The 23712-nt window shown below is 70.8% G+C and carries 20 protein-coding genes; 10 read left to right on the top strand and 10 right to left on the bottom strand.

The features are described from left to right. Positions 1–38 precede the first annotated feature (38 nt). Both IE209_RS11300 and IE209_RS11295 read right to left on the bottom strand, forming a co-directional pair. The gene (locus tag IE209_RS11300; protein ID WP_189687053.1) at positions 39–1415 is read right to left on the bottom strand and encodes a sensor histidine kinase; all 1377 of its coding nucleotides are present in this window, start codon (positions 1413–1415) and stop codon (positions 39–41) included. Then, on the bottom strand, positions 1405–2085 hold the full coding sequence (locus IE209_RS11295; protein WP_189687052.1) for a response regulator: 681 nt from the start codon (positions 2083–2085) through the stop codon (positions 1405–1407). Before IE209_RS11295 ends, IE209_RS11300 begins: the two co-directional genes overlap by 11 nt. An 84-nt stretch (positions 2086–2169) precedes the next feature. Between IE209_RS11295 and IE209_RS11290 the strand changes: the two genes are divergently transcribed. From IE209_RS11290 to IE209_RS11270, 5 genes are all read left to right on the top strand, one after another. Next, positions 2170–3459, top strand: a complete 1290-nt coding sequence (locus IE209_RS11290) for a hypothetical protein (protein ID WP_189687051.1) — start codon at positions 2170–2172, stop codon at positions 3457–3459. Continuing rightward, on the top strand, positions 3456–4136 hold the full coding sequence (locus tag IE209_RS11285; protein ID WP_189687050.1) for a DUF4194 domain-containing protein: 681 nt from the start codon (positions 3456–3458) through the stop codon (positions 4134–4136). The genes IE209_RS11290 and IE209_RS11285 overlap by 4 nt, the downstream gene beginning before the upstream one ends. Next, entirely contained in the window at positions 4136–6949 is a 2814-nt protein-coding gene (locus IE209_RS11280; protein ID WP_189687049.1) for an ATP-binding protein, read from the top strand. The genes IE209_RS11285 and IE209_RS11280 overlap by 1 nt, the downstream gene beginning before the upstream one ends. Continuing rightward, positions 6949–8169, top strand: coding sequence for a DUF2399 domain-containing protein (locus tag IE209_RS11275; RefSeq protein WP_189687048.1), 1221 nt, complete (start codon positions 6949–6951; stop codon positions 8167–8169). Before IE209_RS11280 ends, IE209_RS11275 begins: the two co-directional genes overlap by 1 nt. A gap of 321 nt (positions 8170–8490) precedes the next feature. Further along, positions 8491–11421, top strand: a complete 2931-nt coding sequence (locus IE209_RS11270; protein ID WP_189687047.1) for an ATP-binding protein — start codon at positions 8491–8493, stop codon at positions 11419–11421. A 79-nt stretch (positions 11422–11500) separates the two neighbouring features. Here the strand turns inward: IE209_RS11270 and IE209_RS11265 are convergent, their stop codons facing one another. The 5 genes from IE209_RS11265 to IE209_RS11245 all read right to left on the bottom strand — a co-directional run bounded on the left by IE209_RS11265 (position 11501) and on the right by IE209_RS11245 (position 16360). After that, complete coding sequence (locus IE209_RS11265; protein ID WP_189687046.1) at positions 11501–12331, bottom strand: DUF6216 family protein; 831 nt, start codon at positions 12329–12331, stop codon at positions 11501–11503. A gap of 228 nt (positions 12332–12559) precedes the next feature. Then, on the bottom strand, positions 12560–12718 hold the full coding sequence (locus tag IE209_RS11260; RefSeq protein ID WP_189687045.1) for a hypothetical protein: 159 nt from the start codon (positions 12716–12718) through the stop codon (positions 12560–12562). A gap of 561 nt (positions 12719–13279) precedes the next feature. After that, entirely contained in the window at positions 13280–14230 is a 951-nt protein-coding gene (locus IE209_RS11255; RefSeq protein ID WP_189687044.1) for an IS5 family transposase, read from the bottom strand. 55 nt (positions 14231–14285) lie between these two features. Beyond that, positions 14286–14750, bottom strand: coding sequence for an SMI1/KNR4 family protein (locus IE209_RS11250; protein WP_189687043.1), 465 nt, complete (start codon positions 14748–14750; stop codon positions 14286–14288). A gap of 38 nt (positions 14751–14788) precedes the next feature. Then, the gene (locus IE209_RS11245) at positions 14789–16360 is read right to left on the bottom strand and encodes an RHS repeat-associated core domain-containing protein (protein ID WP_189687042.1); all 1572 of its coding nucleotides are present in this window, start codon (positions 16358–16360) and stop codon (positions 14789–14791) included. Here IE209_RS11245 and IE209_RS34490 point away from each other — a divergent pair. Further along, the gene (locus IE209_RS34490) at positions 16341–16802 is read left to right on the top strand and encodes a hypothetical protein (RefSeq protein ID WP_189687162.1); all 462 of its coding nucleotides are present in this window, start codon (positions 16341–16343) and stop codon (positions 16800–16802) included. The genes IE209_RS11245 and IE209_RS34490 overlap by 20 nt on opposite strands. Positions 16803–16890: 88 nt before the next feature. On the opposite strand, the gene IE209_RS34200 is transcribed toward IE209_RS34490, so the two are convergent. Together IE209_RS34200 and IE209_RS11230 are read right to left on the bottom strand one after the other, a co-directional pair. Continuing rightward, positions 16891–20415, bottom strand: a complete 3525-nt coding sequence (locus IE209_RS34200; protein WP_189687041.1) for a Dyp-type peroxidase — start codon at positions 20413–20415, stop codon at positions 16891–16893. A gap of 106 nt (positions 20416–20521) precedes the next feature. Further along, the gene (locus IE209_RS11230) at positions 20522–22021 is read right to left on the bottom strand and encodes a sigma-54 interaction domain-containing protein (protein WP_189687040.1); all 1500 of its coding nucleotides are present in this window, start codon (positions 22019–22021) and stop codon (positions 20522–20524) included. A gap of 101 nt (positions 22022–22122) precedes the next feature. On the opposite strand from IE209_RS11230, the gene IE209_RS11225 reads away from it, so the two are divergent. Further along, positions 22123–22536, top strand: a complete 414-nt coding sequence (locus tag IE209_RS11225) for an RNA-binding S4 domain-containing protein (RefSeq protein WP_189687039.1) — start codon at positions 22123–22125, stop codon at positions 22534–22536. Between the two features lie 14 nt (positions 22537–22550). Next, positions 22551–22673, top strand: a complete 123-nt coding sequence (locus tag IE209_RS34195; protein WP_268245960.1) for a hypothetical protein — start codon at positions 22551–22553, stop codon at positions 22671–22673. 2 nt (positions 22674–22675) lie between these two features. On the opposite strand, the gene IE209_RS11220 is transcribed toward IE209_RS34195, so the two are convergent. Continuing rightward, entirely contained in the window at positions 22676–22987 is a 312-nt protein-coding gene (locus IE209_RS11220; protein ID WP_189687038.1) for an I78 family peptidase inhibitor, read from the bottom strand. A 149-nt stretch (positions 22988–23136) separates the two neighbouring features. Between IE209_RS11220 and IE209_RS11215 the strand changes: the two genes are divergently transcribed. Both IE209_RS11215 and IE209_RS11210 read left to right on the top strand, forming a co-directional pair. Beyond that, entirely contained in the window at positions 23137–23319 is a 183-nt protein-coding gene (locus IE209_RS11215; protein ID WP_189687037.1) for a hypothetical protein, read from the top strand. Positions 23320–23331: 12 nt separating this feature from the next. Further along, positions 23332–23700 carry a hypothetical protein gene (locus tag IE209_RS11210; RefSeq protein WP_189687036.1) on the top strand — a complete coding sequence of 123 codons (369 nt, stop codon included), beginning with the start codon at positions 23332–23334 and terminating at the stop codon, positions 23698–23700. Positions 23701–23712: the final 12 nt, after the last annotated feature.

Below are 23712 nucleotides of genomic sequence, written 5' to 3'. Positions count from 1 at the left end.
CGACAGCTTGGTGACAGCTTGGCGCGTGGGCGCTGTCGTCAGCGGTCCGCGCGCGGCAGGCGCACGCGCACGCACAGCCCGCGGCCGGCAGGTCCGGTCTGCAGTTCCGCAGCCCCTGCGTGCAGCTGCGCGATGTGCTGCACGATGGGCAAGCCCAGGCCGGTGCCAGGGCCGGTGGCGCTGCGGCCGCGGTGGAAGCGGTCCCAGGCGCGGGCCTGGTCGGCCGCGTCCATGCCGGGGCCGTCGTCCTCCACCTCCAGCCAGACGGTGTCGCCTTCGGTGCGCGTGCGCACCGTCACTTGCGCGCCGCGGCCCGCGTGCTGCTGGGCGTTGTGCACGAGGTTGGCGAGCAGCTCGCGCAGCAGCCAGGCCTCGCCCTGCACCATGGCCGGCTGCAGATCGAAGCCGAGGTCCTGCTCTGCGGCCAGGGCTGGCCGCACCCAGTCGGCCGCGGCCTCGGTCACGAGGCGGGCCAGGTCGATGCGCGCGGCCTGGCCCCGCCGCTCCAGCGCCGCGCCTTCGGCGCGCGCCAGTGTCAGCAGTTGGTGCGACAGATGGGCGCTGCGCTCGGCCGCGGCGTGCAGGCGCTGCAGCCGCGCATGCAGTTCGGGCGGGTGCGGCTGCTCCAGCACCTGGGCCGATTCGGACAGCAGCACCGCCAGCGGCGTGCGCAGCTGGTGCGAGGCATCGTCCAGGAAGCTGCGCTGCGCGCCCACCGCCTGGCGCAGCCGGCCGAACAGTGCGTTGAGCGCCGTGCCGAAGAAGGCCACCTCGCGCGGCAGCTGCTGCAGCGGCAGCGGGTCCAGCTGCTGCAGCGAACGCCGTTCCAGCTCCTGCGAGGCCTGCTGCAGCGGCCGCAGCCCGCGCCCCACGGCCAGCCAGGCCAGCAGCGCCAGGCACAGCGCGAGCAGCAGGCTCACGCCGGCCGCGGCCAGCGCCACGGCGCGCGCCGCGGCATCGCGCTTGCCCAGCGATTCGGCCACGAGGATGGGGCAGGTCTGCGCGCCGCAGGCCGCGCCGTGGGCGACCATGCGCATGGCCTTGCCGCGCAGCTGACCGTCGAAGAAGCGCCAGGCGCCCCGCGCGAGATGCGGGTTCTGGGCCAGCAGTGCGTGCTCGCCGCCCAGCAGGCGGCCTTGCGCATCGCCCACCGCGAACACCACCTCGTCGACCAGGTCGGCGCGCAGCGCATGCGCGGTCTGCGCGCTGAGCGGCAGGGCGGTCTGGCCATCGCGCTCTTCGAGGATCTGGGCGAGCGCCACGGCCGTGTCGGTCAGCGCGCGGTCCAGGCTGTCCATGGCCGGCTGCACGGCCAGCAGGTACAGCAGGGCCGTGGCCAGCGGCACCAGCACCACGAGCGGCGCCAGCAGCCAGACCAGCAGCGTGCGCCGCAGGCTGGGCGCTTCAGCCGCCATCGGGGTCCGCGGCTTCGAGCAGATAGCCCAGGCCGCGCACGGTGCGCAAGCGCACGCCGGCCGGCTCGATCTTGGCGCGCAGCCGCGACACCTGCAGTTCCAGTGCGTTGTCGGAGGTGCCCGCGGCCCAGCCCGGCACCAGGGCCATGAGCTGCTCGCGCGCGACGATCTGGCCGGCACGCGTCATCAGGTATTGCAGCAGCGCGGACTCGCGCGCGCTGAGCGGCAGTGGCTGATCGCCGATGGCTGCGCGCATGCCCTGCGGATCGAAGCGCAGCGCCGCCAGCGCCAGCCGGCCTTCGCGCCGGTTCTCGTGCCGGCGCACCAGCGCGCGCAGCCGGGCCACGAGCTCGGCCGGCGCGAAGGGCTTGCACATGTAGTCGTCGGCGCCCGCTTCCAGGCCGGCCACGCGGTCTTCCACACTGTCGCGCGCGGTCAGCACCAGCACCGGCTGCAGCCAGCCGCTCGCGCGCACGCGGCGCAGCGTTTCCAGCCCGTCGATGCCGGGCAGGCCCAGGTCCAGCACCAGCAGGTCGTAGGCGTCCTGCAGCAGCGAGCGCGGCACGGGCTCGCCGCGCGCGCTCACGTCCACGCGCCAGCCCTGCGCCTGCAGGGCGCCGGCGACCGAGGTGGCCAGGGCTTCGTCGTCTTCAACGAGCAGGATGTGCATGGTGGTCCGGGGCTGCGCAGGCGCTGCATTGTGCCCGCGGCCGTGGTCCGGGATCCCCCGGGCCCTCGTGCAAAATCCGCCGCCATGCAACTGCCTCCCCCGTCGGACGAGTCCGAGTCCGGCAGCTTCGAGGGCTACTTCCGCGACCCCGCACTCGCCGCCGAATCGGCCCTGGGCTTCGCCCTGGAACAGCGGCTGCCGGTGCTGGACGCCCTGCGCGGCCTGTTCTCGGGCAGCGCCGCGGCGGCCCGCTTGCGCGTCTGGGCCTTCCTCGAAATCGCCAGCCTGCCCCAGGGCCGGCTGCAGCGCGATGAACTGCAGCAGCTGTTCCATGCGCTGCGGCCAGAAGCGCTGGAGATGGTGCTCAAGCGCCTGCGCGACATCGGCCTGCTGGCCTGGAATGCCACGACGCAGGACTACGAACTGCCGGCGCTGGCCCAGCAGGTGCAGGCCGTGCTGGCCCCGCTCACCCGCATGGCCAGCGACGACGACCAGATGGCCGCCCTCTTGGCCCAGGTCGCCGGTGCGCAGGCGCTGGGCCTGTCCGACGCGGGCCAGATCAAGCACCTGCACGCCCAGCTGGCGCGGCTGCACGACCAGTTCGCCGACGCGATCGCCAGCGGCTCCGAAGTGCAGCTGCGCGCGGCCCAGCCCCGCTTCGAGCGCGCGCTGAAACTGGTCGAGCGCGCCGGCGAGGCGCTCACGGCGCTGATCCGCAGCGAGCACGGCGACCCGCGGCTGGAACGCGAGGCGCGTGCGCTGGGCCACAGCCAGGCCAGGCTGCTGTCCATGGCCAGCCAGTTCACGCGTGCGCTGCAGCAGGCCGACCGCCAGCGCGTGACGCTGGGCAGCACCGGCATCACCAGTTCGGACGTGCGGCACTGGCTGCAGTCGCAGCCTGCGCTGCACAGCCTGGCCGAAGGTGCGCTCGCCACCGGCCTGCGGCCAGTGTTCGTGAGCGCCCAGGAACTCGTGGACGTGGCCGAGGGCGAGTTCGAACGCGACCGGCCCGACCCGCTGCGCGCCCAGGGCCTGCCGCCGCCGGCCGAAGCCGCCGCCGGTGCGCTGGAAACACTGCGCATGCCCGAGGAACTCGGCGCGCTGATCGCACAGCTCACGGCATGGAACGCCGAGCCCGCGCCGCAACCGCTGACCGCCGCCGTGCTGGGCGGCCGCTTCGCCCAGGCCGCCTACCGCATGCAGCTGCTGCCGCTGCTCGGCGACGCCCAGGCGCGCACGCTGAACGGCCAGACCGGCGACCTGGCCCGCAGCGCCTGGCATGCCGAACTGCAAGCGCAGGTGCAGCCGGTGGACGACGCCCATGTCGCCGCCATCAGCGCCGGCCAACTCATTCCCGATCCCCCTGCCCCATGAGCACTCCCCTGGACGATGCCGCCCTGCTGGCGGCCGAACTGCTGGCCCGCCGCTGGTTGCCGCGCCAGCACCCGCGCGTGCGCCGCGCACTGATCGACGCCGAGCTCTGGCAAGCCACGCAGCAGCGCCTGGCCGAGGTCGGCCTGCAGCTGGTGGACAACATCCACGCCGACCACGTGGCCGTGGCGCTGCTGCGCGGTGCCGAGGCCGCGGTGTTCGGCGAAGCCGGCCTGGCCGCCAACAACAACCTGGAACTGCCGCGCGACGCGCAGTCGCTGCTGGTGGTGCTGTGGGCCCTGATCGTGCTGCCCAAGCGCGAGCGCCAGGCCGCGCGCGCCGCCAGCGCCGAGGGCGACGGGCAGGCCGAGATGTTCCGTACCGAACGCCCGCTGCCCAGCGCCGCTGCCGTGAGCCCGCTGGTGGCGTACAAGACCCTGCTGGCGGACTTCGGCAACCAGCTCGGCAAGAAGACCCGCCTGGACGCCAACCTCAAGCGGCTGGAGACCCACGGCTTCATCCAGCGCCGCGGCGAGGACATCGCCGAAGGTCCGCTGCTGGACCTGCTGCTGGACTACGACCTGTTGGCCCCGCGCATCCTGGACGGCGCGCTCGGCGACGTGCTGGCGCGCACGCGTGCCCAGGCCGAGGCCGCGCCCTCCTCCGGGGAGGCCGCCTGATGTTCCACCTGCAAAGCCTGGAGCTGCTGCAATGGGACTACTGCCAGCGGCTCACGCTGCCGCTGGACGGCGCCATCATCACCGTGGCCGGCCCCAACGGCTCGGGCAAGACCACGCTGCTGGACGCCATGCGCACGCTGCTGGGTCTGGAGTGTTCGGGCGGGCGCAGCTACAAGACCTACGCGCGCCACGCGAACGCCGACACCACCTGGCTGCGCGCCACGGTGGAGAACCGGCCGCGCGGCCGCCAGGCTTCGAGCCGGCCCTTCGCGCGCAACCTGCTCTACGCCGACCAGGTCACGCTGGCCTGCCGCATCGAGCGCAACGGCGGCGACTGGCAGCGCCGCTACCTGATGACCGATGGCGACGTGCCCATCGAGACCTTGGTCGACGCCCCCACCAAGGACTGGCTCGGCATCGAGCACTGGCGCCGCCGGCTCGAGGGCGCGGGCCTGTCGCGCGCCATCGCGCGCGTGCTGGCGCTCGAGCAGGGCCAGACCGACCGGCTCTGCGAGTACTCGCCCAAGGAGTTGCTGCGCCTGGTGTTCGACGTGTTCGGCGACCAGGAGGTGCTGGACCGTTACGAAGAAGCACGCCAGCACCAGCGTGATCTGGCGGCCGAGGTCGAGAGCGCCGAACGCGAACTCGCGCACGGGCAGGCCCTGCTGGCCCAGCTCGACGCGCGCGTGAACCTGTACCGCCAGCACCAGGCCAAGCTGCGCGAGCGCGAACTGCTGGCCACCGAGGTCATGCCCGTGCTGGCCTGGCACGAGGAGCGCGTGGAAACCGCGGCGAAGCTCAGGGAGCTGCACCGCCAGCGCGTGCACCACGCGGCCGAGACGCGCAGGCGCGCCGACATCCAGCGCCAGTTGCTGCAGCTCGTGGAGCAACAGCGCGAAGCCGCCGAGCAGGTGCGTGCGCGCGAGGCCGCCAGGACCGCCGCCCAGGCCGCACAGCAGCAGGCCCGCGACGCCGAGCGGCCGGTGGAAGCCCTGGTGCAGCAGGCCGACGAACTGCAGGCCCTGGCGGCCGTGGAGAGCGATGCCGCGCAGCTGGCCGAGCGCGTGCGCGCGCTGGAGGAGCGCAAGGCCGCCCTCGCCGCCCAGTGGCACGAACTGGGCGGCCAGCGTCGCGCCGCGCAGGCGGCGCTGGAGCGGCTGCAAGGCCAGCACCAGGCACCGCCGCCGGCCGAGGTGCAGCGGTTTCTGCGGGTGCTGCGGCAGGAGAACATCGGCCACCACGTGATGGCCGACGTGGTCGAGATCAGCGACGAGCGCTGGCGCGCCGCGGCCGAAGGCGTGCTGCGCAGTGCGCGCTGGGTCGTGGTGCTGGCGCACAGCGGCGATGCGCCGCGCGCCATGGCGCTGGCCGAGCGCGAACGCTACCGCCACTACCTGGTGGCCGAGTCCGCCACGGCGCCCCGGGATGCACCGCCGCACAGCCTGCTGGCCGTGCTGCGCTTCTCGGCACCCGCGCCGGTGTGGCTGCTCAAGCAGCTCGCGCAGATCCGCCGCGTGGACGACACGCAGGCCGGCCTGCAGCTGGGCGGCGAGTGGATCACGCCGCAGGCCTACTGGCGCGACGGCCGTGGTGGCCGCAGCGTCTGGGTCGACCCTGGCGAGCACCAGTTTGGCGCCGCGGCCCTGGCCTCGCAGCGCGACTCCATCGAACGCCGGCTGGCGCAGATCGACACCGCCATGCTGCCCGTCGCCAGGGAGCAGACCGAGGTGCAGCGCCAGCTCGACGCGGCACTGCAGGCCAGCCGCGGGCACCGCGCGGCCGAGGAACTGGCGCGCCGCGGCGCGGCCTTCGCCCAGGCCCGCGAGCAGTTGCCGGCACTCCGGCAGGCCCGCATCGAAGCCGGCACGCGCTGGCAGCAGGCCGACCGCGCGCACATGCAGGCGGTGGTGGGCCAGCAGCAGGCCGAAACCCAGTACCAAAGCCTGCAGCGCCAGCTGGCGGCCAGCGAAAGCGAGGCCCAGCGCCACGCGCGCGAATGGGGCGAGCGCTTCACGGCCCAGCGCGAGCGGGCGGCCCGCTCGCGCGCGGACAAGCAGCGCTTTGCGCCGCGCTGGATCGCGCCCGCCACCCTGGCCGCGCTGCGCGAGCGCTATGGCAACGCCACCCAGGCCAGGTTGCGCAGCGCCGCCATCGAGAAGGAACTGGCCGAAGGCCAGTGGGAGCTCGATGCCAGCGTCGAGGAGCGCCAGCAGCTCATGCAGGCCACGGTCGGCACCCAGCAGCAGCAACTGGCCGAGCGCAAGGCCAGCAACGCCATGGCCGGCGTGGCCGTGGACAACGCCCGCGCGCGCTACATCGACGTGCTGCGCACCACCGTGCGGCGCTACCGCAAGAACATCGTCGAGCTGGGCCTCTTGTCCGGCGTGGAGGTCCACGCCGAGCTGCCGCACCTGGACAACGACGACACCGTGCTGCGCCAGGCCGAGCTCAAGGTCGGCTTCAACTTCGACGGCAAGGGCCAGATCGGCCTGAACGACGGCGAGGCCTCGGGTGGCCAGCAGGTCATCAAGTCGCTGATCCTGCTGGTCGGCCTGCTCAAGGACGAGGAGATGCCGGGCGGCTTCGTTTTCATCGACGAGCCCTTCGCGCACCTGGACGTGCGCAACATCCAGCTGGTCGGCCACTTCCTCAAGTCCACGCGCGCCCAGTACGTGCTGACCACGCCGATCACGCACAACGTGGAAGTGTTCGAGCCGGCCGACATCACGCTGGTCACGTCCAAGAAGCCGCGCGATGCGCGCTGGGCGCCGCCCATCGGCGTGCTGCAGCGGCGCGCGCCGCCGCCCACCTGATGGACTGGACCGACACCCCCCGTGGCCGCGACCGGCGCGAGCGCCAGGCCGCCCGGCCGGTGCCGCAGCAGCTGCCGCTGCTCGCGCCCGCGCAGCGTGCGCTGCTGCGCCGCTGGGCCGGCAGCGACAGCCCGGAACGCCGGCGCAGCACGCTGCTCGCGGCGATTCGCGGCGAACGCATCGAAGACGCCGAGGCGCTCAGCGAGCTGCTGCTGCGCGAGGGCTGGATCGCGCGGCGCGAGCAGCTGGTCGGCGGGCGCTGGCAGTGGGAAACCCTGGTCTGGCGCGAGCTGCCGCGGCTGCAGGCCCTGCTGGACGTCTCCAGCCCGCGCCGGCGCAAGGACCAGCGCGCGCTGCAGTTGGCCCAGGCGCAGGACTGGCTGCAGGCCCGCAGCGACGCCGTCGGCGCCGACGCGCTGGACCCGGACCTGCTGGACGAACTGGCGGCCGCGCTGGCCCAGCTGGTGCAGGACACCACGCTGCGCCCGGACCTGCTGGCTGCGCGGCTGGGCCTGCTGCGGGCCGTCGCCGCCTGGCACGACGACGCGGCCCAGGGCACGCGCCGCGACTTCGCCCTGCGCGCGGGCGGTGATACCAAAGCCCTGACGCAGGCCGACTGGCGCTGGCTGGAAAGCCAGTTCGACCTGGAGCGCCTGCGCATCGCGCGCTTCGCCCCCATGCTCTGGCTCGCCGGCGCGCTGCGGCTGCAGTGGCAGGCGCAGGCCGTGGACCTCGCACCCTTGCACTGCCTGGGCCTGCCGCTGGCCGATGTGTTGCGCGCCGATGCCGCCACCGGGCCGGCACGCTGGTGGCTGATCGAGAACCGCGCCAGCTTCGAGCGCCAGGCGCAGTTGCGCCGGCCCGGGCTGGCGCTGGCCTGGCTGCCCGGACGGCCGTCCCTGGCCTGGCTGCAGACCATGGACCGCTTGCTCACGCTGGCGCCCGCGCCCGCCTGGATCAGCGCGGACATCGATCCGGCCGGCGTGGACATCGCCTGTACCGCTGGCGCGCTGTGGGACCAGCGCGGCCTGGACTGGGTGCCGCACGAGATGAACGCCAGCCGGCTGCTGGACACCGCCCAGCACTGGCCACTGAACCCGCACGACCACCGGCTGCTGGACCGTCTGGCCCGGCGCGACACGGTACCGGAGGCGCTCCGCGCGCTGTGCGACAGCATGCGCCAGACCGGCCGCAAGGCCGAGCAGGAAGCCTGGCTCTGAGCCTAGCCGCGCCAGGCCGCCGATGCGCCGTCGGGTCCTGGTGCTGGGCGAGCTGCTCCACCGCCGGTGCGTCTGGTCGCCATGCGCCATGTCGGCGGGTCGCACATGCCGGCGCGGCTGCCTGCAGCCAGGTACCCCGCGATCACCGGCAAAGCCAGGGCAGTGCCGTGCGGCAGTGTGAAACCGCCGACCCTGTGTTGCGGCGTGCGCCGCTTGACATGCATCAGCCTATGCGCCGCTGCAGCCTGTAACATCCCGCGTGGCCCAACGACAACACTTCGCTGCCATGCCTGATGCGCTGCAACGCCGCAGCGCCGCCCCATGATCGAAACGCTGCCGCCCGCTACCGCCCCTGCTACGGACCCGGCCGTGGTGCAGCGCCGCCACTACGTCACGCTGCTGTTCTCCGACCTGTCGCGCTCGACCGAACTGGCCGGTGCCATGGAGGCCGAACAGTACGCCGCGCTGCTGTCCATGCTGCGCATCGCCTACCAGGAAACCGTGCCGCGCTGGGGCGGCAGCATCGTGCGCGTGCAGGGCGACGGCCTGCTGGCCATGTTCGGCCACCCGGTCCCGCACGAAGAGGCCGGGCGCCGCGCGGTCGAGGCCGCGCTGGCGCTGCACCGCGCCGTCGGCCGGCTGGCGCCACGGCTGCCGCCGGGTTTCGCGCTGCAGCTGCACACCGGCATCCACGCCGGGCTGGTGCTGATCGGCGACGGCGACATCGAGCGCGGCCGCTTCGAGCTCATGGGCACGGTGCCCAACATCGCGGCCCGGCTGTCGGATGCGGCCGGCCCGCACGAGATCGTGGTCAGCGACGAGACGCTGGGGCCGGCGCGCCGCTTCTTCGGTGCCGGCGCGCCCAGCATGCTCACGGTCAAGGGCCGCGACGCGCCGATCCTGGTCTACCGCATCGGCAGCCAGGCCGAGACGCTGGCCGGCGTGCAGGCGCGCAGCCGCAAGCAGGCGCCGCTGGTGGGCCGCCAGGCCGAGTTCGAACGGCTGGCGCGCGCGCTGGACGCCGCCTGCGCCGGCGCCCCGGCCGGCGTCGAGGTGGCCGGCCCGCCCGGCATCGGCAAGACGCGGCTGGTCGAGGAGTTCCTGCACCATGCCCACCAGCGCGACTGCCGCGTGCTGCGCGGCAGCTGCGACAGCGGCCTGGGCACCGCGCCGCTGCAGCCCTTCCGCCAGATGATGCAGTCGCTCGGCACGGCCGAGCTGCCGGCGCGCCCGCATGCCTTCGCGGCCGCCTTCGAGCGGCTGGCGGCCGAGCAGCCGCTGGTGCTGTTCATCGACGACTGGCAATGGGCCGACGACGCCTCGCACCAGGTGCTGGCCGGCATCCAGCGCCAGGCCGGGCTGCGCCTGCTGGTGGTGTTGACGCGGCGTGTGGTCGGCAGCGCGGCCGCGCCGGCCACGCCCGGCTTCGACGCCGTCACGCTGGCGCCGCTGGGCCAGGCCACGGCCGCCGAGGCCGTGGCCGCCTACCTGCCCGGCGCCGACCCCTTCGTGGTGGCGCAGATCTGCGCCCGCGCCGGCGGCAACCCGCTGTTCATCGAGGAGCTGTGCCATTCCGCCGCGCACGGCGACAGCGGCCGGCTGGCGCCGCCGCCCAGCCCGGCCGGCTGGATCAACCAGCTCATCGAATCGCGCGTGCACGGCCTGGCCGCGCCCCTGGTCGACATGCTGCGCACCGCCGCCGTGATCGGCAACACCGTGCCGGCCTGGCTGCTCGCGCGCATCACCGGCCATGCACCCGACAGCCCGCTGCTGCGCGAGCTGGCCGAGCAGGACTTCCTGTTCCCGGGCGAGCATGCCGGCACGCTGCGCTTCAAGCACGGCGTCACGCGCGACGTGGTGTACGCCTCGGTCGGCCTGCTGCAGCGCCAGTGGCTGCACCTGCGCATCGCCGTGGCGCTCATGCAGCAGGCCCAGGGCGGCGGCGCCGAGGACGCCGAGGCCCTGGCCCTGCACTTCGGCGCCGGTGGCGACCCGGCACTGGAAGCGCACTATGCCGAGCTGGCCGGCGACCGCGCGCTGGCCGTCTCGGCGCTGGACCGGGCGCGCGCGCACTTCCACGCCGCGCTGGCCGCGCTGGAGCGCGGCGAGCTCGTGGGTGAGCGCGCGCTGCGCTGGGTCGACATCGTCGAGCGGCTGGCCATGGTCTGCATGTTCGAACCCGAGCGCGGCCAGATCGCGCTGGCCGAGCGCGCCGTGGGGCTGGCCCAGCGCCATGGCGACCTCGGGCGCGTGGCGCGCGCACGCCACTGGCTGGGCTGCGTGCACTACGCGCTGGGCGAGCCGCGCCTGGCCATCCGCCACGGCGAGCAGGCCCTGCGCGAGGCCGAGGCCGCCGGCGACGCGCCGCTGGCCACCCAGGTCGTGGCTTCGCTCGGCGAGGCCCACACAGCGGCCGGGCGCTACCAGCGCGCCGCCCGGCTGCTGGACCGTGCCATCGAGGTCAAGCGCAGCCACCGCAGCGGCCGGCGCACCAACGTGGGCCTGGCCTACTCGCTGGTCTGCCGCGGCGTGGTGCTAGGCGACCAGGGCCGCTTCGGCGCGGCCGCCGAATGCTTCGACCAGGCGCAGGAGTGCATCGTGGGGCTCACGCACCAGATCGGCACCAGCATCGAAGGCTGGCGCGCGGCCGTGCTGCTGTGGCAGGGCCGCTGGGAGGCCGCGCACCAGGCCGCGACCACCTCTGCCCGCATCGCCGAGACCACGCGCTCGCTGTGGCAGCTGTCGGTGGCGCGCGCCATCGGCGGCTATGCCGAGTGGATGCTGCGGCGCGATCCGGCGGCCATCGAGGGCCTGGTGGCCGTGACCGACTGGGTGCTGCCGCGCGACAGCGGCCTGTTCCGCTCGCTCAACCACGGCTGGCTGGCCGAGGGCCTGCAGCAGCTGGGCCGCCCGGAGGAGGCGCGCCGGCACGCGCTGCTGGCCCTGCAGCGCGGCCGCCGCGAAGACCGCATCGGCCTGGCCATGGCGGCACGCGCAATGGCGCGCGCGGCCCATGCGGCGGGCCAGCACGCGGCCGCGCAGCGCCAGCTGGCCTTCGCCTACCGCGTGGCGCAGGCGCGCGGCTCGGCGCACGAGCGTGCGGTGACGCAGCTGGCCGAGGCCGAACTGGCCGCCGCCAGCGGCGACGGCAGTCGCGCGCGCGCGCTGCTGGACCAGGCCGAGGCGGCCTTCGACACCATGGAGATGGGCTGGCACCTGGAGCAGGTGCAGCGGCTGAGCGCGCAGATCTGAAGAAGCAGCCCTCGCGCTGATGGCGCCGCGTTGCGCATGTGCGATGCGGCGCAGACCCGGCGCCGGTCCGGCGCGACGATCAGCCGTCGGCTGCCATCTGCGCATGGAGCGCCCGTACCGCACGCACACTGCGCACCCACAGCAAGGCTTGCGCTCCCCAGAAGACTGCCAGCAGGGCCGCGATACCGGCGGCCACGCGTTGTTGGCGCAACACGGAGCGCAAGTACGCACGCGGCTCGGACAACAGCAGCTTGCACAGAACCCCCACGTCGTACTCCGCGTACTGGGTGGCTTCGACGATGCGTTCCGGTTCTGCACAGTCGTCGCGGGTGAAGCGCAAGGCCTGCGGTGTGCCGCTCCACCGGAACTGCCAGGCCCTCTCGCCATCCACCAGGTACGGCGTGTCCGTCTTGATGACATTCAGCACCGGCGGCGCCAGCGCGCCCATGAGCGCGGCAAACCCAGCGAGCAGCCACAGCAGGAGCCCGCACAGAAGGCCCCAGTTGGCCCAGCCGTGGCTGGGCCCGGTACGCAAACTCGGCCGGCGGACGTCGAGATAACGGTGCGCCCGACCCACCATGTCGATGTCCAGGTCGTTGCGCTTGGACCACTGGATGATCCGCTCTGCGGCTGGCAGGGTGGGCGCATTGCGCACGCCCGTCACGGCGCGGAAGTGCATGAGGTCGGTACGTTCTTCCAGGAACTTCACGACCGACGATGCGTCGCTGCGCTTGCCGACCAGCCAACGCAGCAACAACATGATCAGCAAGTGGGTGGAACCCGTCCTCCACCACACCCACAGCAGGCTCAACACCACGGCCGAGATGAGGCACAGCGTCTTCCATTCGCCGGCGAGCCAGGTTTCGACAGCGACGCCGGAGAGCAAGGTGGTTGGATCGCCTGTGGTCATGAGCTGCTGCCCATACCTGCCGCGTCGTGGCTGCAGGTGACGACAGAGCCCTCGCTCCAGGCCGCATGGCCCAAGCGGCCCAGGCTGTCGTATCGGCCCGGGCTTGAACCAGCTTGCGCTGGCGGCACGGGAACAGCCGGCACGACGGCCGCTACCGCGTGCGCGTATGGGTCAATCATGCGGTACTCCCTGTAGATGACGGGCAAGCCTGCGGCCTGTGCGCTGCGATTACAGCGCCGCAGCCTGTGGCATGGAACTACCAAAAGCACCAGGGTGCGACATCACGGCGAATACATCTGCCAACGTCAGCGTGCCGTGCCAAGCGTCGGCCACCACAGTCTGCAGCGCGTGCTTGTTGGTCGCGTTGTAGCTGGTCGTGATCAGCACCGTGTCGCTGGCACCATCTTCTGGTCGGCCGAGGCGTACAGGTAAAAAGCCCCGGAAGCCGGCTGCTGGTCTTCGATGCTCAGATTTTTTACATGCCATCGCCGACGATCAGCACATCGCGGCGCGTTTTAGGCAAACCGTCCGTATTGCTATCGTTCAAGAGTCCTTGCTCACAAGCGCATTCCATATGGGAAAGAAGAAGAACGCAAACGACCCACAAGCGGCCAGCACCTTGAACATCGCCCAGTCATCAACACGCTCCACAAGTCCGGCTATCGAAGCGACCCAATAAACCCCGCCAAGCCCCCAAATAGTGACAAGACAGGTAAGGCCTGACGGATTCTTGAGAAGAACATAAATCCACAGTTTTCTAATGAAACTCATAAATTCTTCAAAAAATCACATCCAGCCCATACCAACACCTACTTACGACATTATGTCCCCGATGCGGAAGGCTTCTTATTGGCAGCGGAATTGGCAACTGATTCGGCGAAGGATGGAACACCGCGGCTTTGTTGCGCAATCGAGTTGCAGACGGTATGGCCCCAACCCCAGACGGACCTATGCCATGGCAGCCAGCGGCACGGTTTGAGGACGGCCGATCTGGCTGAAGCGATTGAGCAAGGCCACGCGGACATGCAACTCCACAACCTGGCGTTCGAACGTGCGCGCGGTCACCCGTTCGCCCAGTCGCTTGAAGCAGTGCATCTTCGTCTCCACAAGGCTGCGCCGGTGGTAGCCGCTCCACTTCTTCCAGATGCTGCGGCCCAAGCGCTTGCACGCGCGAATAGCCTCGTTGCGCTGCGCCGAGCCCGGGCTCGACTTCTTCCAATGGCTGGCGTTCTTGCGCGGCGGGATCACCGCCATCGCTTGCCGCTCGGCAATGGCGTCCAGGCGGCCTCGCGTGTCGTAGGCACCATCCGCACAGACGCTTTCGATGGGCTCTTCGGGAGCAATCTGTGCCAGCAACTCGGGCAGCATCGGTGCATCGCCGATGGCGTTGCTGGTCACCTCGATGGCGCGTATCTCCAGCGTTTGCGCGTCGATGCCGAGATGGACTTTGCGCCATTCGCGCCGGTACTCGGCGCCATGCTTTTTGCGTTTCCACTCGCCTTCGCCCAGGAACTGGATGCCAGTGCTGTCGACCAGCAACTGCAACGGCGATTTGCTCGGCTGGTAGCTCAGTTCGACCTGCAAGGTCTTCTGGCGTCGGCAGACCGTGCTGAAGTCCGGTACCGGCCAGTCCAGCTTGGCCAACTGCAGCAGGCTTTGCACCATGCCCAGGGCCTGGCGCAAGGGCTGGCCGAACAGGCACTTGATGCTCAGGCAGAACTGGATCGCTGCGTCCGAGAAGGTCGGGCTACGTCCGCGCTTGCCACTCGACGTGCCACGCCACTGCATGCTCTCATCGAGCCACATCGTCAACGAGCCTCGTGCTTTCAGCGCCGCGTTGTAGGCCTTCCAGTTCGTCGTGCGGTACTTGCTCCGCTGCCTGTTCTTCGCTTCTGTCACGCCGTTAGTCTACGGACGTCGTCGAGGCGATTTGTGCCACAAAGCCCCACGGGATCTACAAATTCAGTGGATCAATATCCCGAAGATTTTCTAAGAAATTGTCGAAAGAAGGAGCAACCTCATAAATTCCCGCCCCAACTTTTGGCCGGCCTACGCGAGCATCCCAATAAACCACCCGCCCCCTAGAAAATTTAGAGATATCTAGGCAAATAAGATTTCCGCCATCCTCTCGCGCGATGGCAAGATAATCCGATCCAATTCGCCCGCGAAAAGTCTTGAAATTCCACAGCAAATCGCAAGAGGCTACCGAATCCCCTATCCCAAAAAAATCCTGTACCTGACCAAAAGGATTGCCCTCATAGCCGGCAATGGGGAAAAATTTTGGGATCGGGCGCCCCCCGTTATTTTTCTGCAGAAATAGTGAATAGTCATCAGGTAAAACTAGCCTAGCCTCATTCTCAAAAGACGAGATTTCGATAGGCCCGACCGGTGTTCCATGACCTCGCATTTCAGCAAGCATGACAAACTCTCCAATAAAAGTCCGACCAAATTAGTGACTCACTTTCCTGACGAAGAACTCGCTGAGGACTGGCCCTTAGCCGCGACGGCTGCATCATAAGCTGAACTGGTTGGATATGCGGTGCCTGGCCCGTAAAGTGTGCCGGGTGCTATACCAGATGGAAGAAGTCCGACTGGGGTGAGCAAGTCGACAAGAAATTCGATTGTTGCCGCCCCGCTTTGCTTAGAACGGGATCGCGCCATAGCTGCGCCGCCTGTATGCCCAACACTCGAATGGATTTCAGATGGAATTAGCTGCATCGTCTTTTCATTTTGATGATGGTGCCACGTGTACCCCTTCGGCGTTTCCGCCAGCCCTGCAGCCTTGTTAGCCAACGCAAAGTCGGTGACATTGACGCCGGTCTGCTTAATATTGACAGACTTTATCGCCACCCCGTCGAAAACCGGGAATCCATCCTTAAATGGAATACCCGTCCCATGCGTAATAACTTTTTCATTGATGACTCGTATACCACGACTTAGGAAGTTTGCAAGAACCTCTTTCGACAATCCTGTTGGATCAATCGAATTGACCGAGTTATTCCCAACATACGCATACAGGTTCATGTCATCCGCAGTTCCGATCGGGTCGGTCTGCAGGAAGCGTCCCAGGCGCGGGTCGTAGAAGCGGGCCTTGTAGTACATGAGCCCGGTGTTGCCCAGCATCTGCTGGCCGGTGTAGCGGAACTTGGTGCCGCCGCTCAGCGTGTGCGGCTCGCCGAAGGGGCCGTACTTGTTGATGTCGGTCTTGGCGCCCGTGCTGTCGGCCGAGGCCACGATGGAGCCCAGGTGGTCGGCGTACAGCCAGTTCTTGGTGGCAGCGCCCGTGCCGGTGTAGGTCACCAGCGGCTCGTCCACGCCGGGGCCGTGCACATAGCGCGCCTGCAGCACCCCGGAGATGTTGTACTCGGCCACCAGGTCGGTGCCGTCGTACATGCGGTGCGTGACGGAGGTCGAGCTGGTGCTGGTGTTGCGCATGCGCCCTTCGGCGTCGTAGGCCATGGTGATGGCCGTGGCCGGGCTGGCGCGGTTGGCGCTCTTGAGACGGTTGTTCTGGTCGTAGGTGTACGTCCAGGTGCCGTCACCGGTCATGTTGCCGTTGGCATCGTGCGTGATGGTGGCGCCGATGGCCGTCGTGTACTGGTTGCGCCCGTTGGCCGTGAAGCTCTTGGTGCCGTTGGCGACCAGCCCCGTGACCGGCCACTGGTACAGGTCGTTGCTCCAGCTGTGCGTGACGATCTCACGGGCCTGGTTGCGCGTGTAGGTGTAGCTCTGGTCGTTGGCGGTGCTGGCCAGATCGTGCGCCAGGGTGGACAGGTCGCCCTGCGGGTTGTAGCCGTAGGTCGTCGTGGTGCCGTTGCCCAGTGTGACCACCGTGCGACGGCTCAGGTCGTCGTAGGCGTAGCTGGCCAGGTTGGCCGTGCCCTTCTCGCTGAGCACCAGCGGGCGGTTCAATGCGTCGTACGTGGTGGTCACGAAGAACGCGGTGTCCGGCCAGGTCATGCGCGTGCGGTTGCCCGCCGCGTCGTACTGGTAGGCGATGGCGCGCGCGTTGGCCGTGGTGCTGGTCATGCGACCGGCGTTGTCCCAGGCAGGCGACTTTCTCCAGCGTATTGGCGGTGCTGGCCGTGAGCCGCCGGCCCAGCAGGTCCGCCGTGAACGCGGTGTAGCCATCGGTGGTGACGGGCTGCACGCCTGCGGCATCGGCCGGGCTGGTGACCGCCAGCGGCAGGCCCTGGGCGGTGTAGGTGTCGCTGGTCACCTTGCCGCGCGCTTCAGTAAAGGTGATGAGGTTTCCGTTGGCATCGGAAATGCCGACGCTGCGCGTACCGCCGGCGGCATTGATCACGCAGCCCGCGATGTTGGTCAGCGTCGGCGTGCAGCCCAGGCTTATCGTGACCTGGGTGGATCGCTGCCGGTGAAGGCGATGCTGATGTGCACGCCCCGGGGTATAGGCAGGCTGACCTTGCCGGCGGCGTTGAAGTTCAGCCGCGCCTTGTTGGCCGCTTCGTAGGCGAATGTGGTGCCCGCATCCGGTGACTGCCTCCGAATGAACACCACGCCGCGCCCGGGGGCACCGCCAGCACGCAGGCCGCCAACACCTACACCGCGACCGGCACCGCCGCCTTGGGCGTGAGGATCAGCAGCACCGGCGAGCCCGTCGGCCGCAGCGTGCCGGCCTGCAGCAGCGCCGCGGCCATGGCCAGCATCACGGCCACGCCCATGCGCGAGCCCGGGCAGGCGTGCAGGCCCCAGCGGTCCGTGCCGGGCGCGAAGTAGTCGCCGCCGAACAGCAGCGCGTCGCGCCGCGCCTGCTCCTCGGGCGGCAGGCTCTCGATGGCCGAGGCCAGGCCCAGCACCACGGTCGCGTCCGGGTCGGGCCGGTTGCCCTGCACGGGACGGCGCCAGACCATGGGCGGCACGGGCTCGGCCTGCATGGTGTCCAGCATGGGCCGCCACAGCGCGGCGCGGGCGGTGGCCAGCGAAGCGTCGGCCAGCGCGCGCTCGGCCAGGTCCTGCTGCAGCGACCAGAGCCGGCCGTCCTCGATCCAGTTCTTCATGACTGTCAGGAAGTTGCCGTGCACCGTGGGCGCGAAGCCCAGCAGCAGGCCGGTGATCTCGCGCTCCAGCAGGTCCGGGCCATGGGCATCGCCCAGCGCGGCCAGCGCCGGGCGCAGCGCGGCCACCAGCCCGGGCGAGGCACCGTCGGCCAGCTGGTCCTTGACGGCCTGCAGCACCATGGGGCCGTGCAGTTCGCCCTCGGCCGTCACATGCACCTGCGGATGGGCGCCGAACACCATGCGCGAGGGGCCGATGATGTGGCCGGGGCAACGCGGCTTGCCCTGCGGGTCGGGCGTGGGGCTGCGCCCGCCGACGACCATGTTCTGGCCATCGGGCAGGCCGAACCAGCGCTTGGACAGTTCGCCCACCACCTGCTCGGAAAAGCTCATGAGGTCGATCGCCACGCGCACGCGGCCATCGGGGTGGCGCAGTGCGAAGGCACCGCTGGAGACCGCCACGGTCTGGGCCAGCACGGCCTGCGCCACGGCGCTGGCCGCGGCGAAGGCCTGGGCCTCGCCGATGCTGGCCACCGCGGCGTTGACCACGGGGCCGACCTCCGTATGGCCGTCGGCCGGATCCATGCCCAGGTGGTTCACACCCAGCGAGGCCTGCATGCGTTCGCCGAAGCCCTGCACCGAAAAGCGCTTGCAGCGCGCGTCGGCCAGCGCCGGGAAGACCTTGTCGGCCGTGCCGAGCAGGCGGCCGTAGGGCTCGGCCTGCTGGTCGCCGCCGTGCTGCTCGCGCACGGCGCGCCAGGTGGCACGGCCGTTGTCGCGGTCCTCCAGCCGGGCGCGCCAGACGTCGAGCGCGCTGGGCGGCACGGGCGCCGGCGCCAGCACGGGCTCGGGCGCACTGCGGAAATCCGACAGCCGCGCCAGAGCGGCCAGCGCGGGCACGAACAGGTACAGGCCCCACTGCAGTTCGACGAAGGCCTTGTCGCCCAGCTCGGCGCGCTGCGGCGTGCCGCAGGCGTCGACCCAGCGGAACACGCGCGGCTGGCCCGCGCGCGGCACGCCCAGCAGCGGGTCGGACTGGGTCGAGCCCACGCCGGTGCTGTTGCCGCCGGCCAGCCAGCGCTGCACGGTCTCGTACTGCTCGGCGATGCTGGCGCAGTAGGCCATGAACAGGATGCCGCGGTCGGCCTCGGGCGGTGCTTCCAGCGAGGCCGGGCCATAGCCCATGCCGCGGCGCAGGATGCGCGGCAGGCCGGTCTGGCCGTCGCGCGGGTTGGCGCGCCGCACGTGCGAGGAGAACGGGCATTGCGCCTGGTCCGCACCGCGGTAGCGGAAGTCGTTGTCGCCGCCGGGCCCGGCGGCCACCAGCGGCTTGCCGTCCTGGCGCCGGCCCATCATGCGCTCGAGCAGATCGGTGCGGCGCTGCGCGTCGCCTTCGGCGTAGCGCTCGAGCGCCTCGTTCAGGTGGTCCAGCCGCTGGCGCAGCTTGCGCACCACGAGGAAGCTGCCGCGGTCCAGCAGGCCGTCGGCCTCGGCCGGGTACGGGCCGTCGCCGCGGTCGTTGGCGAAGCCCAGCACCAGTTCGCCGGGGCGCACCTGGTGCTGGCGCGGATAGGGCGAGCTGTCGGGGGCCGGATCGGGCGTGAGTTCGGGCGCCACGATGGGCTGGCTGATGCCGTCGACGAAGCCGAAATGCTCGCGGCCATTGGGCGCAGTGGTGCGGCTGCGCGTGGGTTCCACGGCCAGCACCGACAGGCCCGTGCCCTGGCCCAGCACGCGCACCGCGCCCTGGATCAGCGGATGCAGGCCATGGCCTTCGTCGGCGGTGTCGATGGTGCGCATCATGACCGCCACATGCACCACGCCCAGTTCGATGCGGTCCTCGCGCGCCGGATCCACGCCATGGCGCAGCGGGCGGCGCCAGTGGTCGGGATGGTTGCCGCGCAGGTCGCCCAGCAGGCCGGCACGCGGCTCCATGCCTTCCGCGAACTCGGCCGGCAGGCGGTCCAGCCGCTCGGGGTCGATGCGCAGCGCGCGCAGGCCGGCCATCGTGAAGCCGATGTGCAGCCGCACTTCGCCCTCGGCGGCGGCCGGCGCGGCGCAGCGCGGCGCCAGCGTGGCCAGGTGCTCGGCCGCGCGTTCGGGATCCGTCACGCGCAGCAGCACGAGCGCGCCGTGGGTGGCGCGCGGGCCTTCGCCGAGCACGGCGGCCTGCAGCGCATCGGGGTTCCAGGCCAGCCGGTCCGCCGGCACCGGCTCGGGCAGCGGGCGGGCCAGCCAGGCCAGCTCGTCGGCCAGCAGCTTCTTGAGCAGGGGCACCTGGGGGTGCTGGTGGAAGGCGTCCGTCGCGAGCGTGGACTGCAGGCCCTTGAGCGCCAGCTGGGCGAAGCGCAGCAGGATGTCGCCGTCGGCGCCGGCCCACCAGCCGGTCAGGCGGTACAGGCCCTTGAGCGTGCGCAGCTGCAGCGGCAGCAGGCCTTCCAGGTCGCCGAGCATGCGCTCCAGGCCCTGGCGTGTGGCGCTGAGTGCGTCGGGCTCGGCGTGGGCGGCGATGGCCCGGTCGGCCGCGGCCGGGTCGCCGCTCTCGCGCTGCAGCCGCTCCACGCTGGCCAGGTAGCGCTGGTCGGCCAGCGTGGCCGGTCCGTCGGTGTAGAAGATGCCGGCGTCCTGCTCGGCGCTGCGCACCCAGCGGCAGTAGGTGTCGAAGTCGCTGGTGCGCGAGCCGGGGTAGCCCTCGCAGTGGCACAGCAGCGCGTCCAGCAGCGGGCCGATGTCGCGGTAGATGACCCGCATGTAGGGCTCCCAGCCGCCGTCGAAGCTCACGTTCAGCGACAGATGCCAGGACTTGGAGCCGACCAGCGCAGGCGGCACCAGCGCATAGCGGAAGCTGCTGATCATGTTGAAGCGGCCGATCGGGTCGGGGAAGGCCGAGTCGCGCAGCTCGGATTCGCGCGCGTTGCGGCGCGAGGAGTGCATCGCGTCCAGCAGGCGGCGCAGCCGCTCCAGGTAGCTGATGGGTTCGAAGCCCGGGGCCAGGCCTTCGCGGACGCGGGCTTGCAAGGCCAGGTTGGTGATGCCAGCAAGTCCGCTGCCGCGCACGTGGTTGCGCATAAGTTCTATCCCTGAAATACGGGGCCTGTCAGGCCGGAGGGCCGAACTTATCAGGGCTGGGACACCGCAAGCGACGGCGGGTCCGCAGATGTGATGAAAGCGGGACTTACGTGTCGCCCTGGAGGCGGCCGTACAGGGTGGCGCGCGAGATGCCAAGCAGCCTTGCCGCCGCCAGCTTGTTGCCGCCGGTTTCGGCCATGGCGGCGGCGATGGCCAGCGCCTCCAGTTCGGCCACCTGGGTGGCCAGAGGCCGCAGCAGCGCGGCATGGCCCTGGCCTTCGGGCGCGGGCGGCGGCGCCGCGGCGGCGATGGCCTCCACGCCGGTCTCGGCGAGCACGCGGCGCACCTCGGCCGCGTCCACGCGCTGGCTGTCGCTGCGCATGGCCAGCTGCTCGAGCACGTTGCGCAGCTCGCGGATGTTGCCGCGCCAGTGCTGGCCGGCCAGCAGCGCCAGCGCGTCGGGCATCAGCTCGGGCGGGGCCTCACCGCTGCGCTGGGCCAGATCTTCGCTGAGCGCCTCCACCAGGGCCGGGATGTCGCCACGGCGTTCGCGCAGCGGCGGCAGCTTGAGCGGCAGCACGTTGAGCCGGTAGTACAGGTCTTCGCGAAAGCGCCCCTGGCGCACCAGGGCCGGCAGGTCGCGCGAGGTCGCGGCGATCACGCGCGCATCGAAGGGCACCAGCCGGTTCGAGCCCAGCGGCTCGATCTCGCCCTCCTGCAGCGCGCGCAACAGCTTGGCCTGCAGCGCGGCCGGCATGTCGCCGATCTCGTCCAGGAACAGGGTGCCGCCGTCGGCGAGCTTGAACTTGCCGTCGCGGCCGCGCCGGTCGGCGCCGGTGAAGGCGCCGGGCGCGACGCCGAAGAACTCGGCCTCCAGCAAGGTGTCGGGCACGGCCGCGATGTTCAGGCTCACGAAGGGCCCGCGCGCGCGGGCCGAGGCCAGGTGGATGGCATGGGCCAGCAGCTCCTTGCCCGTGCCGGTCTCGCCCAGCAGCAGCACCGGGCTGGACGACTGGGCCGCACGCCGCGCGTGGCGCTTGACCTCCAGCGCCGCCGGGCTGGTGCCGATGAAGCTCGCGAAGGTGTACTTGGCGCGGCGCTGGCCGGTGCCGCCCTCGCCCTGCAGCAGCGCGCGGCTGCGCTGGCTGGCCAGTTCGCGGCGTGCGTCGTCGAGGTCGCGCTGCAGCAGGGCGAACTTCTCGATCAGCGGCTTGAGCGTGGTTTCGGGCTGGTCGAACAGCACGATGCCGATGGCGCCGATGGTGCGGCCGTCCTCCTCGCGCAGCGGGATGCGGCTGACCACGAAGGTGCCGGCCTTGTTCGTCAACAGATCCACGAGGATGGGCTCGCCGGTCTCCAGCACGCGGCGCATCTGGGTGTTGGGAATCACCTCCTCGACCGGATGGCCCTGGAATTCGTCGATGCTGGAAAAGCCCAGCGCCGGCAGGAAGCGCCTGTACCCCTCGTTGACCCAGACGATGGTGCCGGCCTTGTCGACCAGGAACATGCCCTGGCTCATGCTGGAGAATAGGTGGAACATGGAGCGCGCCGCCAGCGCCAGCATGCTGCTGGCGTCGGGCGGCAACGCGGACTCGGTGGCGGGCATCGGCGCGCATGGTAACGGGGCCGCCGCTCGCCCCGGCGCGCCCCGACGGTGCGCCATCGGCCTACAACACCGGCCACGCGGCCGGCGCACAATCGGCGGCGATGGACAGAATTCGCATCGACAAATGGCTGTGGGCGGCCCGCTTCTACAAGACGCGCACGCTCTCGGCGGACGAGGTGGAGCGCGGCCGCGTGCAGATCAACGGCCACGACGTGAAGCCGGCGCGCGAGGTCAAACCGGGCGACACCGTTTCCGTGCGCCAGGGGCCGGTGCTGCGCACCGTGCTTGTGCTCGGCGTCAGCGGCCAACGCGGCCCGGCGCCGGTGGCGCAGGCGCTCTACGAAGAAACGGTGGAGAGCCTGCAGGCACGCGCCCGGCAGGCCGAACAGCGCCGGCTGGCACCCGAGCCGGCGCTGGCCCAGGAACACGGCCGGCCGACCAAGCGCGAGCGCCGCGTGCTCGACCAGGCCACGGATGGCTGGGGCGAGCGCTGGAGCGCCTCGGTCGATGGCTGACCCAAGGAGACTCCATGTGCCGCGTCTTCCTCGCCGCCTGCGCCGCACTGGCGCTGTTGACGGCCTGCCCCGACACCAAGGTGCCGCAGGATCCGACCAAGCTGCCGACGCCCAAGGCGCTCGACGGCACCGGCTGAGCTCAGCCGCAGGCGACCTTGGTGATGCGGCTGCGGCCGTCCAGCGTCAGGTTGATGCGCGCCGGGTTGAATTCCATGGTCACGGCCTGCCCCGGGCTGAGCCAGCGCACGATGCTGGCGCCCGAGCGTGCCCGCACATCGCGCTCGAGCGCCGGGCCGAAGGACTGGCCGATGGCGAACTGCGCGGCCGCGGCATCGCAGGTCGCAGGGGGTGCCGATGCCCCGGGCCGGCCGGACGGCCCGCCCAGCCCTGCGCAACCCGCCAACGCCAGCACGGCCACGGCGGCCCACCATTGCTTCTTGCCTGTGTTCATGGGCCGCATGCTATGCCACGTTCGACGCCCGGATGGAACCCCCTAGCACAGGCAGGTACACTCTTGCCCGCTGTTACGTCCTCCGTACGGTGGATGACAGTTGGTTCTGGCATCCTCCATGCTCGCCCGCTCCCATGAGAACGCGAGCCATGCGCAGCGCCCCCGAGCTCCCCCACGAAAAGCTGCTGGTGAACACCACGCCCTTCCCCCCCGCCACGACTGGCCTGCCATCGCCATGGCGCAGCGCCCGCCTGGCGTTCGTGCTGCATGCGCTCGCCATGGTCGGTGTCCTCACCGCCATCACGGCGCTGATCGAGCGCGCCGCCCCCTGAGCCGCACACCGCATGTCTGACACCGGCCGCCCTGGGCACCGCTACATCGAAGAACGGCTGGAGCAGCTCGAGCGCAGCAACGAGGATCTGCTGGGCCTGGTCACGGCACTGACCGCGGTGACCACGGCACTGGCCGCGACGCACCCGCAGCGGGCGGTGCTGCACGAGGCCCTCGCACGCGCGGCGCCGGGCGTGCGGCAGGCCACGCAACAGCATGGCATGAGCGAACGCACACAGATGGTGCTGGAGGCCTTCACCAATCTGCTGCACCAGACCCTGACCGAGCCCCAGCCCGCACGGCTGGACGAGGCCAAGCAGGTGATCCAGGCCTTCCTGCAGCATCCGCCGGAGGACGACCTCCGGGATCACCCGGAGTCCTGATACAGCCAGCGC

The organism is Pseudorhodoferax aquiterrae, from assembly GCF_014652235.1.
GTDB lineage: Bacteria > Pseudomonadota > Gammaproteobacteria > Burkholderiales > Burkholderiaceae_C > Pseudorhodoferax > Pseudorhodoferax aquiterrae.
Note: the sequence above shows the minus strand (reverse complement) of the source record. Positions and strands in the feature narration are given on the sequence as shown.